An 18,960-nucleotide genomic window follows, 5' to 3' on the forward strand; every position below is an offset into this window, starting at 1 on the left:
GGACCCGAAACTTGCGCTCCGGGTCTATGCTGAGACTCACATTGAGTCCACTGAGCCCCCGGAGGCGGCATGTTCGGTGAGGATGCCATCGCCCAGCAACTGGCGGAAGCCCGCACGCAACTGGACGTCGTCAGACAAACGCAGCAGGACCATCAGGTCCCGCCCGTCACCGCTGAGGCGGCCGACGGGCGCATCAGGATCACCCTAGGCGCGAACGGCCGCGTCGAACGCTTCGAGTTCACGGAAGTGCGAGTCCTCAAGGAGGGCACCGAATACCTCGAAGAGGAACTCCGGAACGCCGTCAACGCGGCCCTCGACGCCCGCGCCGAGTCCCTCGCGACGGACACCGCCGCACCGGATCTGGAGGCCATCGGCGAGGCCGTCGCCAAAATCCAGGACCAGGGCATCGCCCAGATGCGCGCCATGAGCGCCCAGATCAGCGCCGTCATGAAGAAACTCCAGGGAGGGGCCTGACATGGTGGTGCAGCTCGACCTCGACTCCATCCGCGAAGGCGCCGACAAGCTCGACGCCGCCACCGAGACCGTCCAAGGCCTCTTCGACGAGTTCAGATCCGCCGTGGAAGGCCTCGCCGACTCCTTCGGCGGCGACATGATCGGTTCGCTCCTCGATCTCGCCCACCAGGTCTGCATGGAGGCCCTGATGGAGTGCATCGAGACGAACATCGAAGACCTCCTCGACTACGCCGTCAACCTCCGCGAGATGGCCGACGACCACGAGGCGGCCGACAGCGAGGCCGCCCGGATCTTCCGCGAACTCCTCGCCGAGCTCGGCCTCTAGACCCCGCTCCTCGACCCTCCGCACGGCCGCCGGCACCGGCGCGCGCCCTCCTCCATAACCCTTTGTGTCCCTCCCCTTACGAAGGAGCCCCCAGTGGGTATGCAACTGCCCTCGGAACTGACGAGCCTGCTCAGCATGCTCGGCTACGACTGGCCCGAACCGGACGAGACGAAGCTCTTCGACCTCGGCAACACCTGGACCGACCTCGCCGATCGGATCACCGGCGCGATCGACCAGCTCGAAGACGCCGCGCACACCGTCATCGACTCCAATATCAGCAAGGACATCGACGCCTTCCGGTCCGAATGGGAGGACGGCGAATCGGCCGTGCGCAACATCGCCGACATCGGCGAGCCCTCCAACATCATCAGCATCGGCCTCATGATCGCCGCCGGCGTCGTCCTGGCGCTGAAGCTCCAGATGATCGTCCAGCTCGTCACCCTCGCCATCCAGATCGCGCAGGCCATCGCCACGGCCGTGGTGACCTTCGGGGCCTCGCTGCTGGAGATCCCCATCTTCAAGATGATCACCTCCATGCTCATCGATCAGCTCCTCAACATGGCGATCGAGGAGGTCCTCAATGGCTAGGACGCGCACGCGGGCCGCCCGCAAGTCGGTCGCCAGGGGCGCCAAGATCCTCTCGGGCCTGATCGACAACCCGCGCTTCTTCCGCGCGGGCAAGGGCGGCAGCGTCAAACCCAAAGTGGTCACCATCCGCTTCGACTCCAAGATGAGCAGGAAGGACTTCCGCACCAAGGCCGATTCGCTCCGGCGCCTCAGCCGCGAGGGCAGGCTCCGCAAGACCCCGGTCAAACGCGACCCGCAGATCACCCGCAACTACCGCGGCGAGACCATCCGCAAGCTCACCGGGCGCCACCGCGGCAATCGGGCCGAGCAGCGGCGCATCGCCCAGAAGTTCAGCGGCCGTACCTCCGCCAATCGGGCCGGGGACGGACTCGACCCCGACCACATCCACGAATTGCAGCTGGGCGGGCGCGACCACGCTGATAACCTCCGCTGGATGGACGCCTACACCAACCGCACCATCGGCTCCCAGATAGCCTCGCAGCTCAGAGGCGTCCCCGACGGCACACCCGTCATCATCAGAGTCCTCGGATACTGAAAGGACCCTCCACGATGGAACTCTCCGAGAAGGTCGCGCTCGTCCGCCCCCGCATGGGAGAGCTCGAACGCAACGGCTGGGCCCACGAACTCGGCGAACCGGCCGACACCGCGGGCCTGCCGCCCGCGCTCGCGGACCTGTACCGGATCTTCGACGGCCTGGCCACCCGCATGGGTCTCATCGATGTCCTTGTAGCCGAAGACGTCCTGGCCGAACTCGCCAAGAAGGGCTCGGGGGACCCGCACGACCCCGTCCCGAACCTCGTGCAGTTCGGCAGTGTCTGCTACAGCTTCGCGCTGTGCGCCGACACGGATTCCGGCGCGGTGCACCTGCTCGACACGGACGCCGTCATCGAGGCGGTCAAGCAGGGCGAGTCGCTGCCGAGCGAACCGCTCGCGCCCAGCCCGATCGCCTTCGCCGACGCGTTCCTGTTCGGCCCGCGATACCGGGAGCTCATCGACCTCGCCGGCGGCTACCAGACCCCCGAGGATGAGGAGGAGGACGAATGGCGCCTCCTCATCGAAGACCTCGGCTTCGCCTGATCCCTGCTCCCGCAACCCGACCGCACCCCTGACCTGAGGAGGCCCGTATGCCCGCGGCGGCCAGATACCAAGCACTGTGGACTGAAGACGAACTGATCCCCTACCCGCGTGAAGACTGGCTCGCGGACGGCTTCCCGGCCGCGGCCCTCCCCGAGGGCGACGAAGTGCCCCTCGACGTCGAGGTCGTCTACACCGCGTACCTCACCGGCGGCGTCGGGCTCTACGACACGATCGGCCTCGGCACCGAGGACGGCGCGGTCGACCTGCGCCTCATCGTGATCGGCGCGGTCGAGGACGACAAGAACCTCCTGTACGCGCTCGACCCCGACAGCGGCGACATCCTCCAGCTCGACCAGGCCAACCCCCGCGACGTCCAGGCGGTGAACTCCAACTACCGCTGCTTCGTCGAGTTCCTCTACCACTTCCAGCAGTTCGTCAACGCCGACGAAGGCAAGCAGGGCCGCGCCGCCCGCGCGACCTCCCTCCGCGAAATCCTGATCCGCATCGACCCCAACGCCTTCGCCCGAGGAGCCTGGTGGCCACTGGTCTTCGACCAGCTCACCGCCTGACGGCCGCCGTAACCGACGCGGGCCGCGCGACTCCCCTGCGATGTGTTCCGCGGGATAACCTGCTTGCAGCCGACGAGGAGGCGCGATGCCCGAGAACACCGCCCCGCAACCGGGCTTCACCGTCAACGACCCGCGTGTGCACAACCTCATCCAGGGGCAGCAGGTGCAGCTCCACATGAACCAGCCGGTCCAGGTGCGAGTGCACTCGTTCGCAGAGGGGCCCTTGCTGATCGGCCGCATCCCCAGGCCCGCGGCGGCCCGGACAGCGCGCGCCGCGGACCGCGGGATCGCCGCCGACAGCCGGACCGTGATCACCGGGATGGTCGGCTCCGGCAAGACCCAGCTGGCAGCCGGGAACGCGCGTACGCGCTGGGACGCAGGCGAAATCGATCTCCTGCTCTGGGTGAACGCCTCAACCCGCGACGGCATCGCGACCGCATTCGCCGAAGCGGGGACCGCAGTCCGCGGCAGCGCGAACCCGGACCAGTTCCTGAGCTGGCTCGACCGCCCGAACACGCCGCGCTGGCTCATCGTCCTCGACGGCGTGTCCGATCCCGACCACCTCACGGACCTCTGGCCACCGGAGAACTCCCGCGGTCAGACGATCCTGACCACCCGGATCCGCAGCGCCGCGCTCGACGGCCACCGCATTCACATAGGCCCGTTCACGCCCGAGGAGTCCGCGGCCTACCTGGAACGGCGCCTCGGTTCCGGAAGCTCGGCCCTGAAGGGCGCCAAGGCGCTCGCTGCCGAACTCGGCCACCTGCCGCTCGCACTCGCCCACGTCGCCGCGCACCTCCTCGACCGGCCCGGCCTCGACTGCACCGCATACTCGCAGCTCTTCATCCGCAAACCCGACGGAAGCGCCCCAGCCAACCGCCTCCCCGCCCTCGACGCCATGCGCGAGGCGATCGAGCACGCCGACCGGCGCGAGCCCGAGCGGTTCGCCAAACCGATCCTCTGCCTGGCAAGCGACCTCGACCCCGCGGGCGTCCCGGCGACGCTCTTCAGGTCCGCGGCCACCCGCAACGCATTCAAGGGGATCAACGGCATTCCGGCCGACTCACCCGTCCTCGTCCGGGCCGTCCAGGAAGCGCTGGCGAGCCTGCACCGGCTGTCCCTGATCGACCTCGACGGCGAAGTGGTCCGCATCCACCCGCTGGTCCAGCGCGCGGGCGCCGAATTCCCCGGTGCCAAGGGCCGCACGGCCTGGACCAACGTCGCGATCGCGGCGCTGCGGGAGATCAAGCCGGGCTCGGGCGCCGACCCCGCAACGCTCGCGGTGTTCCAGGCCAACGCCAAGCGCGTTCAGGCGATCGCGAAGACCGCGCCGCCGCCGCCCGCCCAGGCAGTCCACCCCGATGACCTCACCGACCTCATGGAACTCAGCGACCTCGGCATCTCGCAGATCAACGCCGGCGACACCACCGCAGGACTCGCCAACCTCGAAGCCGCGCTCACCGGGTACACCCGAGTCCTCGGCCCCGACGACGAGATCACCGCCAACACCCGCAAGCTCATCGCCGACGCCCGCAAGATAATCGAGCTCATCCGCCTCAAGGACTCCTCGTCGCGGGCCGCCACAGCGCTCCTCGAGGAGGCCCTGGAGGACTGCCTTCGCAGGGTCGGCCCTTACGACTTGCAGACCTTCAACGCCCGCAGCAACCTCGCCCACCACCAGGGAGACATCCTGGGCGACTACGGCGGTGCCGTCGCGGCGATGGAACTCATCGTCGCGGACGCCATCCGCGTCTTCGGTCCTTCCGCCCTGATGACCGACGCTCTCCGCGCCGACCTCGCCGAGTTCCGCCGGAAGGCAACCACCCCTGGTGGCCCTGGATCTTGAAGCAGGCCAAGGCCTTCATCGCAGCAGCAGGCTGACGGCGCCCGGTCAGTCCCGGCCGAGGTTCGCGAAGACCAAAGGCCACCATTCGGCCTCGTCGAAAGCGCGCTCGTCCAGGGCGCGCAAGGTGAAGCGCATGCTGCGGTTCATGATCGAGGCGAGGTCGTCGGCGCCGGTCATGTCCAGGGCGAACCCGATGCGGCGCAAGAACTCCACGAAGAACCGGTAGGAGGTGTTGACGCCGCGGACGCGGTTGTTCACGGTGTCGAACTGCACGACCTCGCCCGTGTTCGGGTCGATCGTGTACAGCAGGTTCGGCGAGCCCTCGACCGCGCCGACGACGATGAGGCGCACGTCCAGGTCGGTGCCCTCGGCGGTCAACCGGATCACGTCGAACGGCGACAGGCCCTCGGGCAGCAGCGAAGTGTAGAGCCGCGGGATCGAATCGGGAAGCCCCTCGAGGTCCTCGGGGAGCGCGTCGGGATCGAGGCCGCGGTCGATGAGTCTCTCGCGCGGGTAGTCCACCGTCAGCCCTTCGCGCGTTCGAGCTGCAGGAGGGCGACCGACCACCACGATTCGCCGTCGGCCAGCGCCTCCCGGTCGATCCCGGTGAGCGTGGCGCGCAGGGCCCGGGCGCGTTGAGCGCGGCCCGCGCTGCCGGTGTCGGCGTCGATGAACAGGGCGAAGTGGTACAGGAACTCGGTGAGGGCCTTGAAGGTCGAGTTGACCAGTTCGAGCGTGCCGTCGTCGATGCCGAGGAGCAGGATCTGGCCGCTGTCGGCGTCGAGGCAGAACAGCATGTCGTCCTTGTCGGCGGGGACGGCGCCGACGACGGCGAGCGCGAGGGAGCCCTCTTCGCCCATCTGGAGTTCGATCCTGCTGTACAGCTCGAGGCGGGCGTCGTCGAGGTCGGCGGTGTAGACCGCGGACATGTCGAGGGGGAGGAAGTCGACCTCGGGGTAGGCGGCGGCGGGGGCGGCGAACTCGTCGAGCCATTCGGCCCGCGGGTACGGGACGACGTTGTCGGGCTCCCAGGCCTTCAAGTAGGCGTCGCTGTCGGTCACGGTGCTTCCTTCGGGGGAGTCGGGGCTAGAAGAGTCCGGCGACGGCCGCGACCACGAACAGGACCAGGATCACCAGGACCGCGATCGCGATGTACAGGAACAGTTGCGGGGCGATCGCGAAGAGGATCAGCGAGAGCACCGCGGCGATCGCGACCGCGACGCCCGCGATCTTCCATTTCCGGGAACCCTGGTCGGCGTTGTCGCGCAGCTGCTGGTTGGCCTTCGACAGCGAGGCCGGCATGACCGTGGTCGGTTCCATCGAGGCATCAGGGAAGCCCGGAGGGGGGAGCTGCTGGAGGTCGGAGAGGAGGATGTCGAGCTCGGAGTAGACCTTGGCCTGCATGGCGGCGTCGACGCGTTCCTGGTATTCGGTGACGTCGAGGCGGCCCTCCTCGACGGCCTGCCGCAGCCGCTCCATGACGACCTGCCGGTCAGACTCTGACGCGCGCATCTGATCGCGGTCCATTCGGCGCCACCTCCATAGTCGGATGCTTCGTCAAGGATGCCAGCACACCGCAACACACGCCAGAGAAACCACGGCCCGCAACCTTCGCCGACAGTGTCGCAGACCCATGTCACGGTCGCGGCACGGTGCTCGGTCGCGACTCGCGGGGATCGCCGTGGCGCGGACCCTTCCCCGGAGGGCGCGAAGCTGCGACGATGGGACCGTGAGCGAGCGGGAGCAAGTGATCGTCGGCGTCGGAGCCGGCACCGAGGCCACCGACATGGTGCTCAACATCGGCCCGCAGCACCCGTCCACGCACGGGGTGCTGCGCCTGCGGCTGCGCGTCGACGGGGAGCGCGTCACCGAATGCGAGCCGATCGTCGGCTATATGCACCGGGGCGCCGAGAAGCTGTACGAGGTGCGGGACTTCCGCCAGATCATGCTGCTGGCGAACCGGCACGACTGGCTGTCGGCGTTCTCCTCCGAACTGGGCGTGGCCCTCGCGGCCGAGCGCCTCGCCGAGATCGAGGCACCGGAGCGGGCGGTGTGGCTGCGCATGGCGCTGGCCGAGATGAACCGGGTGCTCAACCACCTCATGTTCCTCGGCTCGTATCCGCTGGAGATCGGGGCGATCACCCCGATGTTCTACGCGTTCACCGAACGCGAGCGGATCCAGGCGGTCATGGAGGAGGCGAGCGGCGGCCGCATCCACTACATGTACAACTGCGTCGGCGGCCTCAAGACGGATGTCCCCTCTGGCTGGGAGGACCGGGCGCGGCAGGCGCTGGACGAGGTCGAGCACGGCATGGTCCGGCTCGACAAGCTCTTGCGGCACAACGAGATCTTCGCGGCCCGCACGAAGGGCGTCGGCGTGCTCGACGCCGCGACGGCCGCGGCGTACGGCGTGACCGGGCCGGTCGCGCGGGCCAGCGGGCTCGACTTCGACCTGCGCCGCGACGAGCCGTACTTGGCGTACGGCGAGCTCGACGTGCCGGTCGTCCTGCGCGACGAAGGCGACTGCTACGCGCGCTTCTTGTGCATGTTCGACCAGGTCCAGGTGGCCATCGACCTGGCGCGTGAGTGCCTGGACCGGGCCGTCGCGGTCGGCGGGCCGGTGAACGTCAAGCTGCCGAAGATCTTCAAGCCGCCGGTCGGCGAGACGTACGTGTGGACCGAGAACCCTTTGGGCGCCAACGGGTACTACCTGGTGAGCCGGGGGGAGAAGACGCCGTGGCGGCTCAAGCTCCGCACCGCGTCCTATGCGAACGTGCAGGCGCTGTCGACGCTCATGACGGGCTGTCTCATCCCGGACATGATCGCGATCCTCGGTTCGATGTTCTTCGTGGTCGGCGACATCGACAAGTGAGCGGGCGTCACCACTCGCCGGTGGCGAGGTTGTAGATCGTCACGAACAGGACGATGACCGCGAGGAACCCCAGGCCGAGCAGCCACTGCATGCCGTAGTTCTTCCAGGCCTGCGCCTTCGGGTCGCCGCCGGGCAAAGGGCCACTGTAGACCTGCGGCTGGTGCGGGTGCTGCGGCCCGGGCTGCTGGTACGGCGCGCCCGGGTGCTGCTGCGGGTGCGGGGCCTGCTGATACGGCTGCGGCGCAAATGAAGGCGGGGCCTGCTGCGGCTGGTGCTGATGCGGGGCCTGCGGCTGTTGACCGGGCTGCCATTGCGGCGGTTGGTAAGTCACGGGGAAGGACTCCTTCGGGGGTGGCGTGAAGGCCCGCTCACTCTAACGCAGCGAGGCCGCCGCCGGTCGCACCGGCGAGCGCCGCCCGGCGAGCGCCGCCCGGCGAGCGCGAAGTGCAGGCCCGTGAACGCCCGATCCGCCGCCACAGGTCCATGCGGTGGTCAGGCGCAGCCGCCGGTGGTCTCGTGGACCCGGAACGGCTGGGCCTCGACCGGCTCGGTCCAGCTCGACAGCGTCTCGCCGTCGGGGCAGGCCACCGACCCGTACGCCCACTCGGCGGTCGCCTCGGCCGGCGGATCCGGCGCGAACGATCCCACCGGGGCTTCAAGCGGGCGGCACCCGGTGATCATCTGCACCGCAACGGGTTCCGACCAGCGGCCACCCGGCGGGTCCGCGACCGGCGCGTTGATCCGCACCCCGATGAAGTCCGCGGTCGTCCCCGACCACGACGCGCCGTCCGACCCGGACGTCAAGACGCTCAACGCGAACCGCTCCGCCAACGCCTCGACCTGCTCCACCGTCGCACCCGAGACCTGCAGGGTCCGCTCCAGCGACAGGCCCGCCCGCACCGGCGTGACATCGCACGCCTCCCGTGTCAACGGCCCCACCGCGAGCACCGCCGCGCCGGAGAAATCGGCCGCGGCCTCCCCGACCACGGCGTCCATCACCGTCCGGGCCCCGGCCGCGTCCACCTGCTCGCGTACGGTCGCGCGCGACCCCGCGAAAGCGACCGCGACCAGCAGCACCGCCCACACGACGACCGCGATGCGCAGGCGACGGCGCCACCGCGCCGAGACGTTCGAGAACACGACACACAGTCTGCCCTACGCCTTCCGCGAGATGACGGTCACAATCTGCGATCGGATGTCACACTCTTGAACCATGTCTCGTCCTCCTCGCATGAACCGAACGGAAGCGAACACCACCGAGGCCCCCGCCGAGGCGCCTCCCGCGAGCCGCGCGCTCGCCGAGTTCGAACAGCTCCGCCCCCGGCTCTTCGGCGTCGCCTACGGCCTCCTCGGCTCCGTCGCCGAAGCCGAAGACGTCGTCCAAGACGCCTGGGTCCGCCTGCAGCGCACCCTCATGCCCCGCGAACCCCGGCAAACGGACGGCGACGTCAACGGCATCGACGAGATCGAAGACCTCACCGGCTGGCTCGTCACCACCACCTCCCGCCTCGCCCTCGACGTCCTCCGCTCGGCACGCACCCGCCGCGAGGCCTACGTCGGCCCCTGGCTCCCCGAACCGGTCGAGACCGCCCCCGACCCGGCCGACTCCGTGAGCCTCGCCGACTCCATGTCCTGGGCGATGCTCGTAGTCCTCGAAACGCTCAGCCCGGCCGAACGCGCCGCGTTCGTCCTCCACGACGTCTTCGGCCTCACCTTCGACGAAGTCGCCGCCGCCCTCGGCCGCACCCCCGCCGCCTGCCGCAAACTCGCCAGCCGCGCCCGCGAACACGTCGAGGAGCGCAAGCCCCGCTTCGACGTCGACCCCGAAGCCCACCGGGCCGTGGTCGAGGCCTTCTCCAAAGCCACCCGCTCCGGCGACCTCGACGGCCTCCTCGAACTCCTCGACCCCGAAGCGGTCCTCACCTCAGACGGCGGCGGCCTCGTCCGAGCCGCCCGCAACCCCATCTACGGCGCCGAGAAGGTCGCACGCTTCCTCGTCGGCACCCACGCGAAGTACACCGACCGCCACCACCGCCCCATCGTCATCAATGGCAGCCCGGCGCTGGTCACCGTCGGCGGCGGCGTGGTCGACGGCGTGTTCGCCCTCGGCATCGAGAACGGCCGCATCACCACCGTCGACCTGATCCGCAACCCGGAGAAACTCCACGGCCTCCGGAACACCCGGGCCGAACAGTAGAAAGGAACCACCATGGAACCCCGACTCGCCTTCACCGAAACCGAGTTCGCCAAGCAGTACTACAAGAACATGCTCGCCAACGAGAAGCTCTTCCACACCGGGCCGGTCCCGCACCTCACCATGGAACTCGTCAAGCTGCGCGCCAGCCAGATCAACGGCTGCGGCTACTGCGTCGACATGCACTACAAGGACGCTGTGCACGCTGGCGAGGACCCTGAGCGCCTCAACCTCGTCACCGTCTGGCGCGAGGCCCCGGCCTTCACCGAGCCCGAGCGCGCCGCGCTCGCGCTGGCCGAGGAGTCGGCCCGCATCGCGGACAACCCGCACGGGGTCAGCGACGAGACCTGGGACCTGGTGCGCAAGCACTACGACGACGAGCAGATCGCCGCCCTGGTGGCCATGTGCGCCCAGATCAACGCCTGGAACCGCATCAACGTCACCCTCCGCACCCCGGCCGGCTTCTACGACCCGGTCACCAAGACCGCCCGCTACAAGGAGCAGAGCGAGTAGGCGCACCCCGGCGGAGTCGCGGCAGCGGCTCCGCCGCCCGGCCGCGATACGGTGCGGAGATGGAACTTCTCGCCTCCGGCAGGGCATCGGCGGTGTACGCGCTCGACGCACGGACCGTGCTGCGCCGCAGCAGCTTCGACACTGAAGGCGAGGTAAGGCTGATGCGATATCTCCACGTCCGCGGCTATCCGGTGCCGGAGGTGTACGAGGCCGAAGGCGGCGACATGGTCATGGAGCGCCTCCATGGCGAGACGCTCTTTTCGGCACTCGTCGCCGGACGCCTCGGTCCCGAGGATTGCGCCGAGACGATGCTCGGACTGCTGGCTGATCTGCACTGCATCGAAGCTCCCGAATGGCTCGCCGCCACAGCGCGGGGCATCGACTTGACGGGAGGCGGCGAACGCGCCGTCCTGCACCTGGACTTTCATCCCGAGAACGTGCTGGTGGCCGAAGACGGACCGAAGGTCATCGACTGGACCAACGCCGCCGCAGGCGACCCGGATATCGATCGCTCGGTGAGTTGGACGATCTTCGCCGAAGTCGACTCGGCCGCAATCGGACCGGCGTTCGCCATTGGCCTCGATCTGATGCTCGACCGAATCGGCGCAGGCCTATCGGCAGCGGTCCACAGAGCAGGCATGCGGTTCCGCGAAGCCGACCCGGGCCTGACCAAGGCCGAACTCGACCGGGCCCGAGCGAGACTGGAGGCGGTGGAGCACGACGCGGCGATGCGCGCAATCGTCGCGGAATGAACGGTCGGGTCGGTCGGGTCGGTCGGGTCGGTCGGGTCGGTCGGGTCGGTCGGGTCGGTCGGGTCGGTCGGGTCGGTCGGGTCGGTCGGGTCGGTCAAGGCGCACGGCGCGAACGTTCGCGATATCCGCGAAGCTCGCCGCGTTAGCGGAATGCACTGGGGTGGGGGATGGGGTGGGGAGGGGGAGGGGCCCCGGGAGAACAGGATCCATTCGGCCGCAACGCAAAGCGCGAGATCGCGCCGAGGCTCCCGCCCACCGCCACGTCAGGCCGAGGCTCCCGCCCGCTACCGCGTCAGGTCGTCTTCGAGGATGCGCCGGTGCGTTCGCTGGAGCTCCGGTCCCGGTTCGAGGCCGAGCGAGCCGATCATCAGGTCGCGGGTCTCCGCATAGACCTGCAGCGCCTCCCAGCGCCGATGGTCCTTGTACAGCGCGAGCATCAGCAGCTCCGCGAGCCGTTCGTGGAACGGGTTCGCGAGCACCGCGGCCCGCAACTCGCCAATGGCCGCACCGAAATCGCCGATATCGACGAGCATCCCCCACCGCCGCGACTCGACCGCGTAACGGCGTTCGGTCAGCTCGACGGCGGTCGCGTACAGCGGATTGTCGGTGTCGATGCCGTCCAGGGGACTGCCGCGCCACAGCCGCAGCGCCTGGTCGTACAGCCCGATCGCCTGCGCCGCGTCGCCCGCCTCTCGCGCTCTAGCGGCGTTGCGGCACAAGTCGTCGAAGACCTCGAGATCGACCTCTCCCGGCTCGGTCCGGAGCGTGACCTGGCGGCGGTCGGCGACCACCCGCGACTCCAGCGACAGCGGATCGGTGAGCGCCGAACGCAAGCGGCGCAGATAAGTACGAAGGTTGGGCCCCGCCGAAGGCGGGGGATCGTTCCAGACCATGCTGCCGAGCCGCTGACGCGGCAGCGGCCGGCCGGCGTTGGCGAGCAGTGCGGCGAGCACGGTCTGCTGGCGGCGACCGCCTAGGTGTACGGGAACTCCGTCGATGAGCACTTCGATTGGTCCGAGCATCCGGAACTCCATGAGACTCCTTCGGCCGACAAGCGCGCTGTAAACGTTTGCGACGAACCGTCGCTCCATCTTATACGCCGCGTATGCGATCTGAAGTTGCCTTCATATCCACTGTGCCGCATACGGTTCAGACATGGGCAAACGCAACTGGAAACACCTCGTCACCTCCGACCGCAAGCGCGCCATGTTCGCCGTGGCGGCATCGTTCGCGGCCGCCGCCGGCGCGCTGACGCTCGCACCCGCCTCCGCGCAGGCCGAGACCACCGGCGACCACTGCGTCTACAACGTCACCCGCGACGAACTCACCTGCTCCGACACCCCGGAAGCGGCCCTCGCGGCCGACTCGGTCGGCATCCAGGCCACCAGCACCCTGGTGCGGCTGTACGACGACGCCAACTACGGGACCGCCAACGGCACCTTCACCCTCACTGTGGACGGCAGCTACACCTGCACCGCCGCGTACTCGCCGATCGAGTTCAACGTGGTCAACCTCAGTGCCGCCGGCTGGAGCAACCGGGCCAGCTCCGCGCACACCTACCACTCCTGCGACGTGAAGCTCTTCGACGCGTCAACCACCACCGGCACCTCGTCGACGTGGATCGACAACCTCGCGAACCTCAACACCGCCGCCGGCGGCTGGGCGAACCGGGCCGGATCCTTCCAGGTCAGCTAGACCGACGCCGACGGGTCACGGCCGCGGATGCGACCGTGACCCGTCGCACATACGCAACGTATTCGACCTGAACTTGCTTCCGTATCCCTTGGGGCCCTTACGGTCCCGGCATGGCTGAAAGCAAACGGAAAGACTCCCCGCTCCGCAGGCGCTTGAAGGTCGTCGCGGCGCTCTCGCTCGCCGTCGCGGGCGCGCTGACGCTCGCACCCGCCTCCGCACAGGCCGAGACCACCGGCGACCACTGCGTCTACGACATCGTCACCGAAGAGCTCACCTGCGCCGACACCCCGGAGGCGGCCCTCGCCGCGAACTCAGTCGGCATCCAGGCCGACAGCGTCCTGGTGCGGATGTACAACGACACCAACTACGGGACCGCCAACGGCACCCACACACTGTCCGCGCCGGGCTCCTACACCTGTTCGGCCGCGTACTCGCCGGTCGAGTTCACCATCACCAGGATGGGGAGCTTCGTCAACAAGGCCAGCTCCGTGCACACCTACCACTCGTGCGACGTGAAGCTCTTCGACAACGAGTCCGCCACCGGGACGTCGTCCACCTGGATCGACAACCTCGCGAACCTCAACACCGCCGCCGGCGGCTGGTCGAACCGGGCCAGCTCCTACCAGGTCAGCTAGACCGCGAGCACGCAAAAGGCGGGGCCGCGGATGCGGCCCCGCCTTTCAGACTGGGTAACGAGCTGAATCGCCCCGGTCGGTCTCGGTGAAACTCAGTGAACTAGCGGCTCACGGCCAGCTTGGTCTCGTTGAGACCGCGGTCGGCCTCGACCTCGCCGGTGGCGTCGCCGTAGCGCGAGAGCGCGCGCAGCGTCCACTTGCCGGGAGCGGCGAAGAAGCGGAACTGCCCGCCCTCACCGGTCACGACCTCCGCGGTGAACTCGCCGGAGCCGTCGAGCAGGCGCACGTAGGCGCCCTGCACGAGTTCGCCCTCGTCGTTCACGACCGTGCCCGTGAGCACGGTCTCCTTCTCGATGTCGACCGACGCCGGCAAGGCCGTGTCCTGGTCGGGTGCAGCGCAGCTGTCTGACATTAGGGTCTTCCTTTCCGTACCGTCGTCGGTGTTACTTGGTGCCGGGCTCGTCGCCGAGCGCGATCGGCACGCCGACAAGCGAGCCGTACTCGGTCCAGGAGCCGTCGTAGTTCTTCACATCGGTGTAGCCGAGGAGCTCGCGGAGCGCGAACCAGGTGTGGCTGGAGCGCTCGCCGATGCGGCAGTAAGCGATCGTCGCCTTGTCCTCGTCCAGGCCGGCTTCGCCGACGTAGAGCTCGCGGAGCTCGGCCTCGGACTTGAAGGTCCCGTCCTCGTTGGCGGCCTTGCTCCACGGCACGCTGAGCGCGGTGGGGATGTGGCCGGCGCGCTGGGACTGCTCCTGCGGGAGGTGGGCCGGGGCCAGGAGGCGGCCGGCGTACTCGTCGGGGGAGCGCACGTCGATGAGGTTCTTGACGCCGATCGCGGCCTCGACCTCGTCGCGCTTGGCGCGCAGGTCCCAGTCGAGGGGCTTGGCGACGTAGTTGGTGGCCTCGCGCTTGACGACGTCGGCGGTCACGTCGCGGGCGTCGAGCTCCCACTTCTTGCGGCCGCCGTCGAGGAGCTTGACGCTCTCGTGGCCGTACAGCTTGAAGTACCAGTACGCGTAGGCCGCGAACCAGTTGTTGTTGCCGCCGTAAAGGACGACGGTGTCGTCGTTGCTGATGCCGCGCTCAGAGAGCAGCTGCGAGAACTGCTCCTGGTTGACGAAGTCGCGGCGGATCGGGTCCTGGAGGTCGTCCTTCCAGTCGATCTTCACCGCGCCCTTGATGTGGCCGTAGTCGTAGGCGGAGGCGTCTTCGTCGACCTCGACGAACACGACTCCGGGGGTGTCGAGGTTCTCTTCCGCCCAATCGGCGGTGACCAGCACGTCTTCACGAGCCATGGCTTGTTCTCTCCTGAACGTAAATGAGACTTGTTTTTCGAAGTTCCGAGTTCGAGAGCGTGCCCAGGGCGTGAAGTGAAGCGGGGCGGAACGCTGCGAATCGCAGCTGAGCAGGGTTCGTCCTGGACAGACGGTCCGGGATTCAAGCCGATTCGACGCCACCACCGTGCAGATCCGCTTTTCTCAAGCGGTACATGGGTTTTGGTGAGTCACAAGCCTTGCTCTGAAGTTCGCGCACGCTGGGCCGCAATGCGGCGACCGCCGTCGGGCCTCATAGGGCCGGGCGAGTCGCCTAAGGCATTCGACAGAGCGTGGCCGCGATCGTGCAGTAGTCGATCGCGCGCCGCTTGGTGAGCATCGGCTTGCGCATGGCTGGAACGCTAGCAGACTTCCCGGGCCGAATCCATACCCGTTCTCGCGATGCGGACTGTGATCAAGACCCAGAGCTACGGAGCGACGCCGCCGGGTGCCCGCCCGCGCGTGCGGCGGACGGGCCCCGGAAAGCCTTGCGGATCAGGTGAGGACGACGTCCTCGGCCGAGCCGGAGACCGTGACGACATCGCCTTCGAACGCGATCTCGGCCAGCTGGATCCCGTACGGCAGCTCCGGCAGCGCCACGGTCGACGAGAACTCGCCGATGGTCTGCTCGACCAGTGGCTGCACCTGCGGGGGCAGGCCTTCGGTGAGGGATTCGACCGTGTCGGGGGTGAACGTGAGCGCGCCGTCGCCGAACGCGAACTGACCGGTGGCCTCCACTTCGACCTCGACGCCCATGAGCTCTTGCGAGCCGATCAGCGAGGCGGTGCCGTCCTCGTTGATCTGGAGGTCGTAACCGGTCTGCTCGGCCATCAGCGTCTCGATCGAGTCCACGGAGATGCTGCCGCTGACGTCGAGGGTGCTGGCGACCGCGTCGCCGCCGTTCGTGAGCTCCCGCCAGTCGGCGTCCACGTCGTGTGCCACCAGGTCCAGCGTCGGGAAGGCGAGCCCGTTCGAGCCGACGTCCTTGAGCGTGATGTCGATCTGCTCGAAATCGCCCGTCCAGGCCTGGGTGAGGAACGGCCAGCCGTGGATCTTCACGTCCGGTTCCTGGTCGGAGTAGGCGCCGTTGTCAGCGGCGGTGTTCGCGACCTCGGTCGCGATGCGCCGTTCGACCAGCGCGTTCGCGACCCGGTCGCCGAGGGCGACCACGGCGACGACGATGACGAGGGTGATGAGGAGGCGGCGGAGGATCTTCACCAGGGGAGCTCCAGAGCATGTCGACGGACTGAATGTGTCAGTCGATCATGTAATAGGCGCTCAAGAGGTACACGACGGGGCCGGTGATGGCGAACGCGAGCAGCGGTCCGGCGGCGTTCACCACCGGGTTCGGGGCGGTGCCGAGGCCGTCGATGCGCCGTGAGGCCGACAGGTACCCGCAGGCGAGGTCCGCGAGGACCGCCGTGAGGGCGATGAGGAGCCCGCCGATCGCGGCGTGGGAGGGCTCGGGGCCCTCGATGACGAATCCGGCGTACGCGGCGGAGGCGGTGCCGCACATGGTGCCGATGACGATCCCGAACGCACCGCGCGTGACCTGGCGGTTGATGCGCGGGTCGGGCATGACGAGGTCCACGGCCCGGGCGGCGAGGATCGCGGTCCCGGCGGCGACCACCGCCGAGTACATCGCGGGCGGGGCCGAGCCGAGGCGCGAGAGCGCGATGTAGCAGGCGTAGCCGGCCACCGCGACGCACAGCAGCATCGTGAACCCGAGGTGCTCGGTGACCCCGGCGTGGTCGCGGCGGATGAGCTGCGCGGCGACCGCGACGCCGAAGGCCCCCGCGAGCAGCACGGTGATCGGGACGAGCGACACGGGCGTCCAGGCGACTGCGGCGGCGTCGGCGGCGATCGCCAGGACCGAGGCGACCACGAGGGGCACCCACGCGCCCTTGATCTTGCGCACCCAGGTGACGAGGCCGACGGTGGCGAGTTGGAGGACGGCGATGCCGGCGGCGTAGACCGGCCGTTCCATCTGCGCGCCGAGGACGAGCCCGGCGCTGATGACGATGGTGACGGCGAGCGCAGGGAGGCGGTGCAGGAGCGCGGGGCTGGGCGGAGGGAGGGTGTGGTCCTCCTTGCCGTCGGTGCGGGCGGTCCGGTAGGCGCCGGTGTTCTGGGGGTGCGCGCCGGTGGCGCCGGAGGGGGCGGCGCGGCGGCGTTCGGAGCGGTCCGGTGCCGCGTCGGGGGCTCCGGCGGCGGCTCCTGCGTAGGCGTCGCCCCGGGCGGGGTCCTCATTGGCACCGGTCGCCTCGGGGGGCTCGTAGCCCCAGGTCTCGTCGGGTCGGCTGTACGACACGTCCACAGCCTACGGCAGCTTGAATTTCGGGCTCGCGGTCTTGGTGGGAGTCACCCTTGCGGACGGTCCGGAGGTGCATCGTGTGTCGGCGGGTCCGGTTCGGCGGGAGTGATGCCGGATCGTTGCGACCCCCAACGGATTCCCAATATGCGGGAAGCGTCGAGATTCGGGCGCGGACGCCCTCAGCGGCGCTCTCCAGGAGGGGTCGCGAATCGGGATGGGGGCCAACATACTGGGACCTTGGCATGACCGAACCGTGTCGGCGCAGTGAACGCAATTGGTCGGAGTCCTACCGCCGGTCCGTCTCGCATGGTGAGGTTTCGCGGTAGTGACGCTGGTCTTTTGAGTGGTGACCGTTTACACTTGTCCAGGACTCCACCTACCGCATGTATGCCCGCCCGCCGCCGAAGCCGGGAAGAGCGATAGTCGCGTGTGCTCATCAACCAGCGGAGGACTGCTGTGGAAATCCTTATCCTCACTTCCAACCCCGTTCCGGAGTCCCCTGAGTCGATCCTGCCCTCCCTGGAACTCCTGCCCCACCGTGCGCGCTACGCCGGTCGGGACGTCAGGGCGCTGCTGAGCGGTCCGAGCCCCGATGCAGTGATGGTCGATGCCAGGTCGGACCTCGCCGATGCCCGCGCCACTTGTCGCGTCCTCCAGGCCACGGGCCTGACCGTGCCGTTGTTCGCGATCGTCACCGAAGCGGGTCTGGCCGCGCTCCAGGCCGACTGGGGCGTGGACGACCTCCTGCTCGCATCCTCCGGTCCGGCCGAGGTCGAGGCGCGCCTGCGCCTGGCCACGGGCAAGCCGAACGCGGCCACGGCCGCGGGCCCGGCCGTGATCCGCGCCGGGGACCTCACGGTCGACCCGGACACGTACGCCGCCAAGCTCAAGGGCACGCCGCTCGACCTCACCTACAAGGAGTTCGAGCTGCTGCGCTTCCTCGCCCAGCACCCCGGCCGGGTCTTCACCCGCGAGCAGTTGCTGCGGGAGGTGTGGGGCTACGACTACTTCGGTGGCACCCGCACCGTCGACGTCCACGTGCGGCGCCTCCGCGCGAAGCTCGGCAGCGAGTACGAGTCGATGATCGGCACGGTGCGCCAGGTCGGCTACAAGTTCGTGGCGCCGCCGCCGGAGAACCTGCGCGAGTCGGAACCCGCTCCCGAGCGGGTCGACGCCTAGTACCGAGTTCCACCTTTCGAGTGACGTGATGAGCGGGTCCGCGATGCGGGCCCGCTCATTTCATTGTGTCCAAAGTTGAGCGAGTGAAAGGAGTGCTCGCTGGTAGGACAGTGAAATCCGAAAGTGAATCTTCGGTCGAAGATTGTTTCTGGATAAGGAAAACTTACCATTCACAGCTGGGTTCCAGAATGGTCCTATTGGGACAAAAGCCGCAACTCTGAGTACCCAAACACTTGCTCTCGGTGGTTAGAATTGAGTTCGCTTTGGACCTAACCTTCCCCTTGGAGTGTGACCCCGTGTCCGATCGCTCCGTCGACCCCGAAGCCCTCGCGGAGTTCCGCGAGATCGCGCAGGGCCGCTTGGACTACCTCGAATCCCTCATCGATCAGCTGCGCCACGGCAACGAACTGGGCGTCGAACCCGGCTTCGGGCTCCTCGACAGCGCGGTGACCGCACGCGAGGCCTACCGCGAGTTCCATCGCCAGACCTGGACCAACCTGCAGGACCTGCGGGCGGACCTGACCGGCATCATCGCCACCCTCGACGGCGTCGCCGAGCGCGCGGTCGCGAACGACGAGGCCGCCGCCGTCCACCTGTCGCGAAGCGGGGACTGA

At 68.6% G+C, this 18,960-nt stretch carries 25 protein-coding genes; 15 read left to right on the forward strand and 10 right to left on the reverse strand.

All coding sequences use genetic code 11. From position 1 onward, the window contains the following. The first annotated feature begins 69 nt into the window (after positions 1 to 69). The 7 genes from ACFO8M_RS12105 to ACFO8M_RS12135 all read left to right on the forward strand — a co-directional run bounded on the left by ACFO8M_RS12105 (position 70) and on the right by ACFO8M_RS12135 (position 4,879). Positions 70 to 474 (forward strand): YbaB/EbfC family nucleoid-associated protein, encoded by a 405-nt coding sequence (locus tag ACFO8M_RS12105; protein ID WP_387975216.1) that lies wholly within the window; start codon positions 70 to 72, stop codon positions 472 to 474. Between the two features lies 1 nt (position 475). Next, positions 476 to 799 carry a hypothetical protein gene (locus ACFO8M_RS12110; protein ID WP_387975219.1) on the forward strand — a complete coding sequence of 108 codons (324 nt, stop codon included), beginning with the start codon at positions 476 to 478 and terminating at the stop codon, positions 797 to 799. Positions 800 to 892: 93 nt separating this feature from the next. Next, positions 893 to 1,387 carry a WXG100-like domain-containing protein gene (locus ACFO8M_RS12115; protein ID WP_387975222.1) on the forward strand — a complete coding sequence of 165 codons (495 nt, stop codon included), beginning with the start codon at positions 893 to 895 and terminating at the stop codon, positions 1,385 to 1,387. Further along, on the forward strand, positions 1,380 to 1,922 hold the full coding sequence (locus tag ACFO8M_RS12120; RefSeq protein ID WP_387975225.1) for a hypothetical protein: 543 nt from the start codon (positions 1,380 to 1,382) through the stop codon (positions 1,920 to 1,922). The genes ACFO8M_RS12115 and ACFO8M_RS12120 overlap by 8 nt, the downstream gene beginning before the upstream one ends. A gap of 14 nt (positions 1,923 to 1,936) precedes the next feature. Beyond that, the gene (locus ACFO8M_RS12125) at positions 1,937 to 2,464 is read left to right on the forward strand and encodes a hypothetical protein (RefSeq protein WP_387975228.1); all 528 of its coding nucleotides are present in this window, start codon (positions 1,937 to 1,939) and stop codon (positions 2,462 to 2,464) included. Between the two features lie 47 nt (positions 2,465 to 2,511). Beyond that, positions 2,512 to 3,033, forward strand: a complete 522-nt coding sequence (locus ACFO8M_RS12130; RefSeq protein ID WP_387975230.1) for an SUKH-4 family immunity protein — start codon at positions 2,512 to 2,514, stop codon at positions 3,031 to 3,033. 85 nt (positions 3,034 to 3,118) lie between these two features. Then, positions 3,119 to 4,879 (forward strand): hypothetical protein, encoded by a 1,761-nt coding sequence (locus tag ACFO8M_RS12135; RefSeq protein ID WP_387975233.1) that lies wholly within the window; start codon positions 3,119 to 3,121, stop codon positions 4,877 to 4,879. Positions 4,880 to 4,924: 45 nt separating this feature from the next. On the opposite strand, the gene ACFO8M_RS12140 is transcribed toward ACFO8M_RS12135, so the two are convergent. The 3 genes from ACFO8M_RS12140 to ACFO8M_RS12150 are packed head-to-tail and all read right to left on the reverse strand — an operon-like array spanning position 4,925 to position 6,406. Continuing rightward, the gene (locus ACFO8M_RS12140) at positions 4,925 to 5,401 is read right to left on the reverse strand and encodes an SUKH-4 family immunity protein (protein WP_387975236.1); all 477 of its coding nucleotides are present in this window, start codon (positions 5,399 to 5,401) and stop codon (positions 4,925 to 4,927) included. 2 nt (positions 5,402 to 5,403) lie between these two features. Then, positions 5,404 to 5,940 (reverse strand): SUKH-4 family immunity protein, encoded by a 537-nt coding sequence (locus ACFO8M_RS12145; protein WP_387975239.1) that lies wholly within the window; start codon positions 5,938 to 5,940, stop codon positions 5,404 to 5,406. 25 nt (positions 5,941 to 5,965) lie between these two features. Next, positions 5,966 to 6,406, reverse strand: a complete 441-nt coding sequence (locus ACFO8M_RS12150; RefSeq protein ID WP_387975242.1) for a DUF1707 SHOCT-like domain-containing protein — start codon at positions 6,404 to 6,406, stop codon at positions 5,966 to 5,968. Between the two features lie 259 nt (positions 6,407 to 6,665). Between ACFO8M_RS12150 and ACFO8M_RS12155 the strand changes: the two genes are divergently transcribed. Further along, positions 6,666 to 7,751 carry an NADH-quinone oxidoreductase subunit D gene (locus tag ACFO8M_RS12155; protein WP_387976369.1) on the forward strand — a complete coding sequence of 362 codons (1,086 nt, stop codon included), beginning with the start codon at positions 6,666 to 6,668 and terminating at the stop codon, positions 7,749 to 7,751. Positions 7,752 to 7,758: 7 nt separating this feature from the next. On the opposite strand, the gene ACFO8M_RS12160 is transcribed toward ACFO8M_RS12155, so the two are convergent. Continuing rightward, positions 7,759 to 8,082, reverse strand: coding sequence for a hypothetical protein (locus ACFO8M_RS12160; protein ID WP_387975244.1), 324 nt, complete (start codon positions 8,080 to 8,082; stop codon positions 7,759 to 7,761). A gap of 161 nt (positions 8,083 to 8,243) precedes the next feature. Continuing rightward, the gene (locus ACFO8M_RS12165; protein WP_387975247.1) at positions 8,244 to 8,891 is read right to left on the reverse strand and encodes a hypothetical protein; all 648 of its coding nucleotides are present in this window, start codon (positions 8,889 to 8,891) and stop codon (positions 8,244 to 8,246) included. Positions 8,892 to 8,982: 91 nt separating this feature from the next. Between ACFO8M_RS12165 and sigJ the strand changes: the two genes are divergently transcribed. The 3 genes from sigJ (at position 8,983) to ACFO8M_RS12180 (ending at position 11,210) form a co-directional block, all read left to right on the forward strand. Further along, positions 8,983 to 9,948, forward strand: a complete 966-nt coding sequence (sigJ, locus tag ACFO8M_RS12170) for an RNA polymerase sigma factor SigJ (RefSeq protein WP_387975250.1) — start codon at positions 8,983 to 8,985, stop codon at positions 9,946 to 9,948. Between the two features lie 69 nt (positions 9,949 to 10,017). Further along, on the forward strand, positions 10,018 to 10,458 hold the full coding sequence (locus tag ACFO8M_RS12175) for a carboxymuconolactone decarboxylase family protein (RefSeq protein ID WP_387976372.1): 441 nt from the start codon (positions 10,018 to 10,020) through the stop codon (positions 10,456 to 10,458). 59 nt (positions 10,459 to 10,517) lie between these two features. Next, the gene (locus ACFO8M_RS12180) at positions 10,518 to 11,210 is read left to right on the forward strand and encodes a phosphotransferase (protein WP_387975253.1); all 693 of its coding nucleotides are present in this window, start codon (positions 10,518 to 10,520) and stop codon (positions 11,208 to 11,210) included. Positions 11,211 to 11,494: 284 nt separating this feature from the next. Here ACFO8M_RS12180 and ACFO8M_RS12185 read toward each other — a convergent pair whose 3' ends face one another. Then, a complete protein-coding gene (locus ACFO8M_RS12185; protein ID WP_387975256.1) occupies positions 11,495 to 12,244 on the reverse strand; it encodes an AfsR/SARP family transcriptional regulator in 750 nt (249 codons plus the stop codon). Positions 12,245 to 12,365: 121 nt separating this feature from the next. Between ACFO8M_RS12185 and ACFO8M_RS12190 the strand changes: the two genes are divergently transcribed. Together ACFO8M_RS12190 and ACFO8M_RS12195 are read left to right on the forward strand one after the other, a co-directional pair. After that, positions 12,366 to 12,905, forward strand: a complete 540-nt coding sequence (locus ACFO8M_RS12190; protein ID WP_387975259.1) for a hypothetical protein — start codon at positions 12,366 to 12,368, stop codon at positions 12,903 to 12,905. Positions 12,906 to 13,015: 110 nt separating this feature from the next. Next, a complete protein-coding gene (locus tag ACFO8M_RS12195; protein ID WP_387975261.1) occupies positions 13,016 to 13,540 on the forward strand; it encodes a hypothetical protein in 525 nt (174 codons plus the stop codon). 100 nt (positions 13,541 to 13,640) lie between these two features. Here the strand turns inward: ACFO8M_RS12195 and ACFO8M_RS12200 are convergent, their stop codons facing one another. From ACFO8M_RS12200 to ACFO8M_RS12215, 4 genes are all read right to left on the reverse strand, one after another. Continuing rightward, positions 13,641 to 13,952, reverse strand: a complete 312-nt coding sequence (locus tag ACFO8M_RS12200) for a DUF1416 domain-containing protein (RefSeq protein WP_387975264.1) — start codon at positions 13,950 to 13,952, stop codon at positions 13,641 to 13,643. A gap of 31 nt (positions 13,953 to 13,983) precedes the next feature. Then, positions 13,984 to 14,835 carry a sulfurtransferase gene (locus ACFO8M_RS12205; RefSeq protein WP_387975268.1) on the reverse strand — a complete coding sequence of 284 codons (852 nt, stop codon included), beginning with the start codon at positions 14,833 to 14,835 and terminating at the stop codon, positions 13,984 to 13,986. 513 nt (positions 14,836 to 15,348) lie between these two features. Beyond that, positions 15,349 to 16,071, reverse strand: coding sequence for an LmeA family phospholipid-binding protein (locus ACFO8M_RS12210; RefSeq protein WP_387975271.1), 723 nt, complete (start codon positions 16,069 to 16,071; stop codon positions 15,349 to 15,351). A gap of 37 nt (positions 16,072 to 16,108) precedes the next feature. Beyond that, complete coding sequence (locus tag ACFO8M_RS12215; protein WP_387975274.1) at positions 16,109 to 17,164, reverse strand: hypothetical protein; 1,056 nt, start codon at positions 17,162 to 17,164, stop codon at positions 16,109 to 16,111. A 459-nt stretch (positions 17,165 to 17,623) separates the two neighbouring features. Here ACFO8M_RS12215 and ACFO8M_RS12220 point away from each other — a divergent pair, with 459 nt between their 5' ends. Then, positions 17,624 to 18,346, forward strand: coding sequence for a winged helix-turn-helix transcriptional regulator (locus tag ACFO8M_RS12220; RefSeq protein WP_387975277.1), 723 nt, complete (start codon positions 17,624 to 17,626; stop codon positions 18,344 to 18,346). A gap of 296 nt (positions 18,347 to 18,642) precedes the next feature. Beyond that, positions 18,643 to 18,960 carry a hypothetical protein gene (locus ACFO8M_RS12225; protein ID WP_387975280.1) on the forward strand — a complete coding sequence of 106 codons (318 nt, stop codon included), beginning with the start codon at positions 18,643 to 18,645 and terminating at the stop codon, positions 18,958 to 18,960.

The organism is Glycomyces rhizosphaerae, from assembly GCF_042647865.1.
Lineage (GTDB): Bacteria > Actinomycetota > Actinomycetes > Mycobacteriales > Micromonosporaceae > Glycomyces > Glycomyces rhizosphaerae.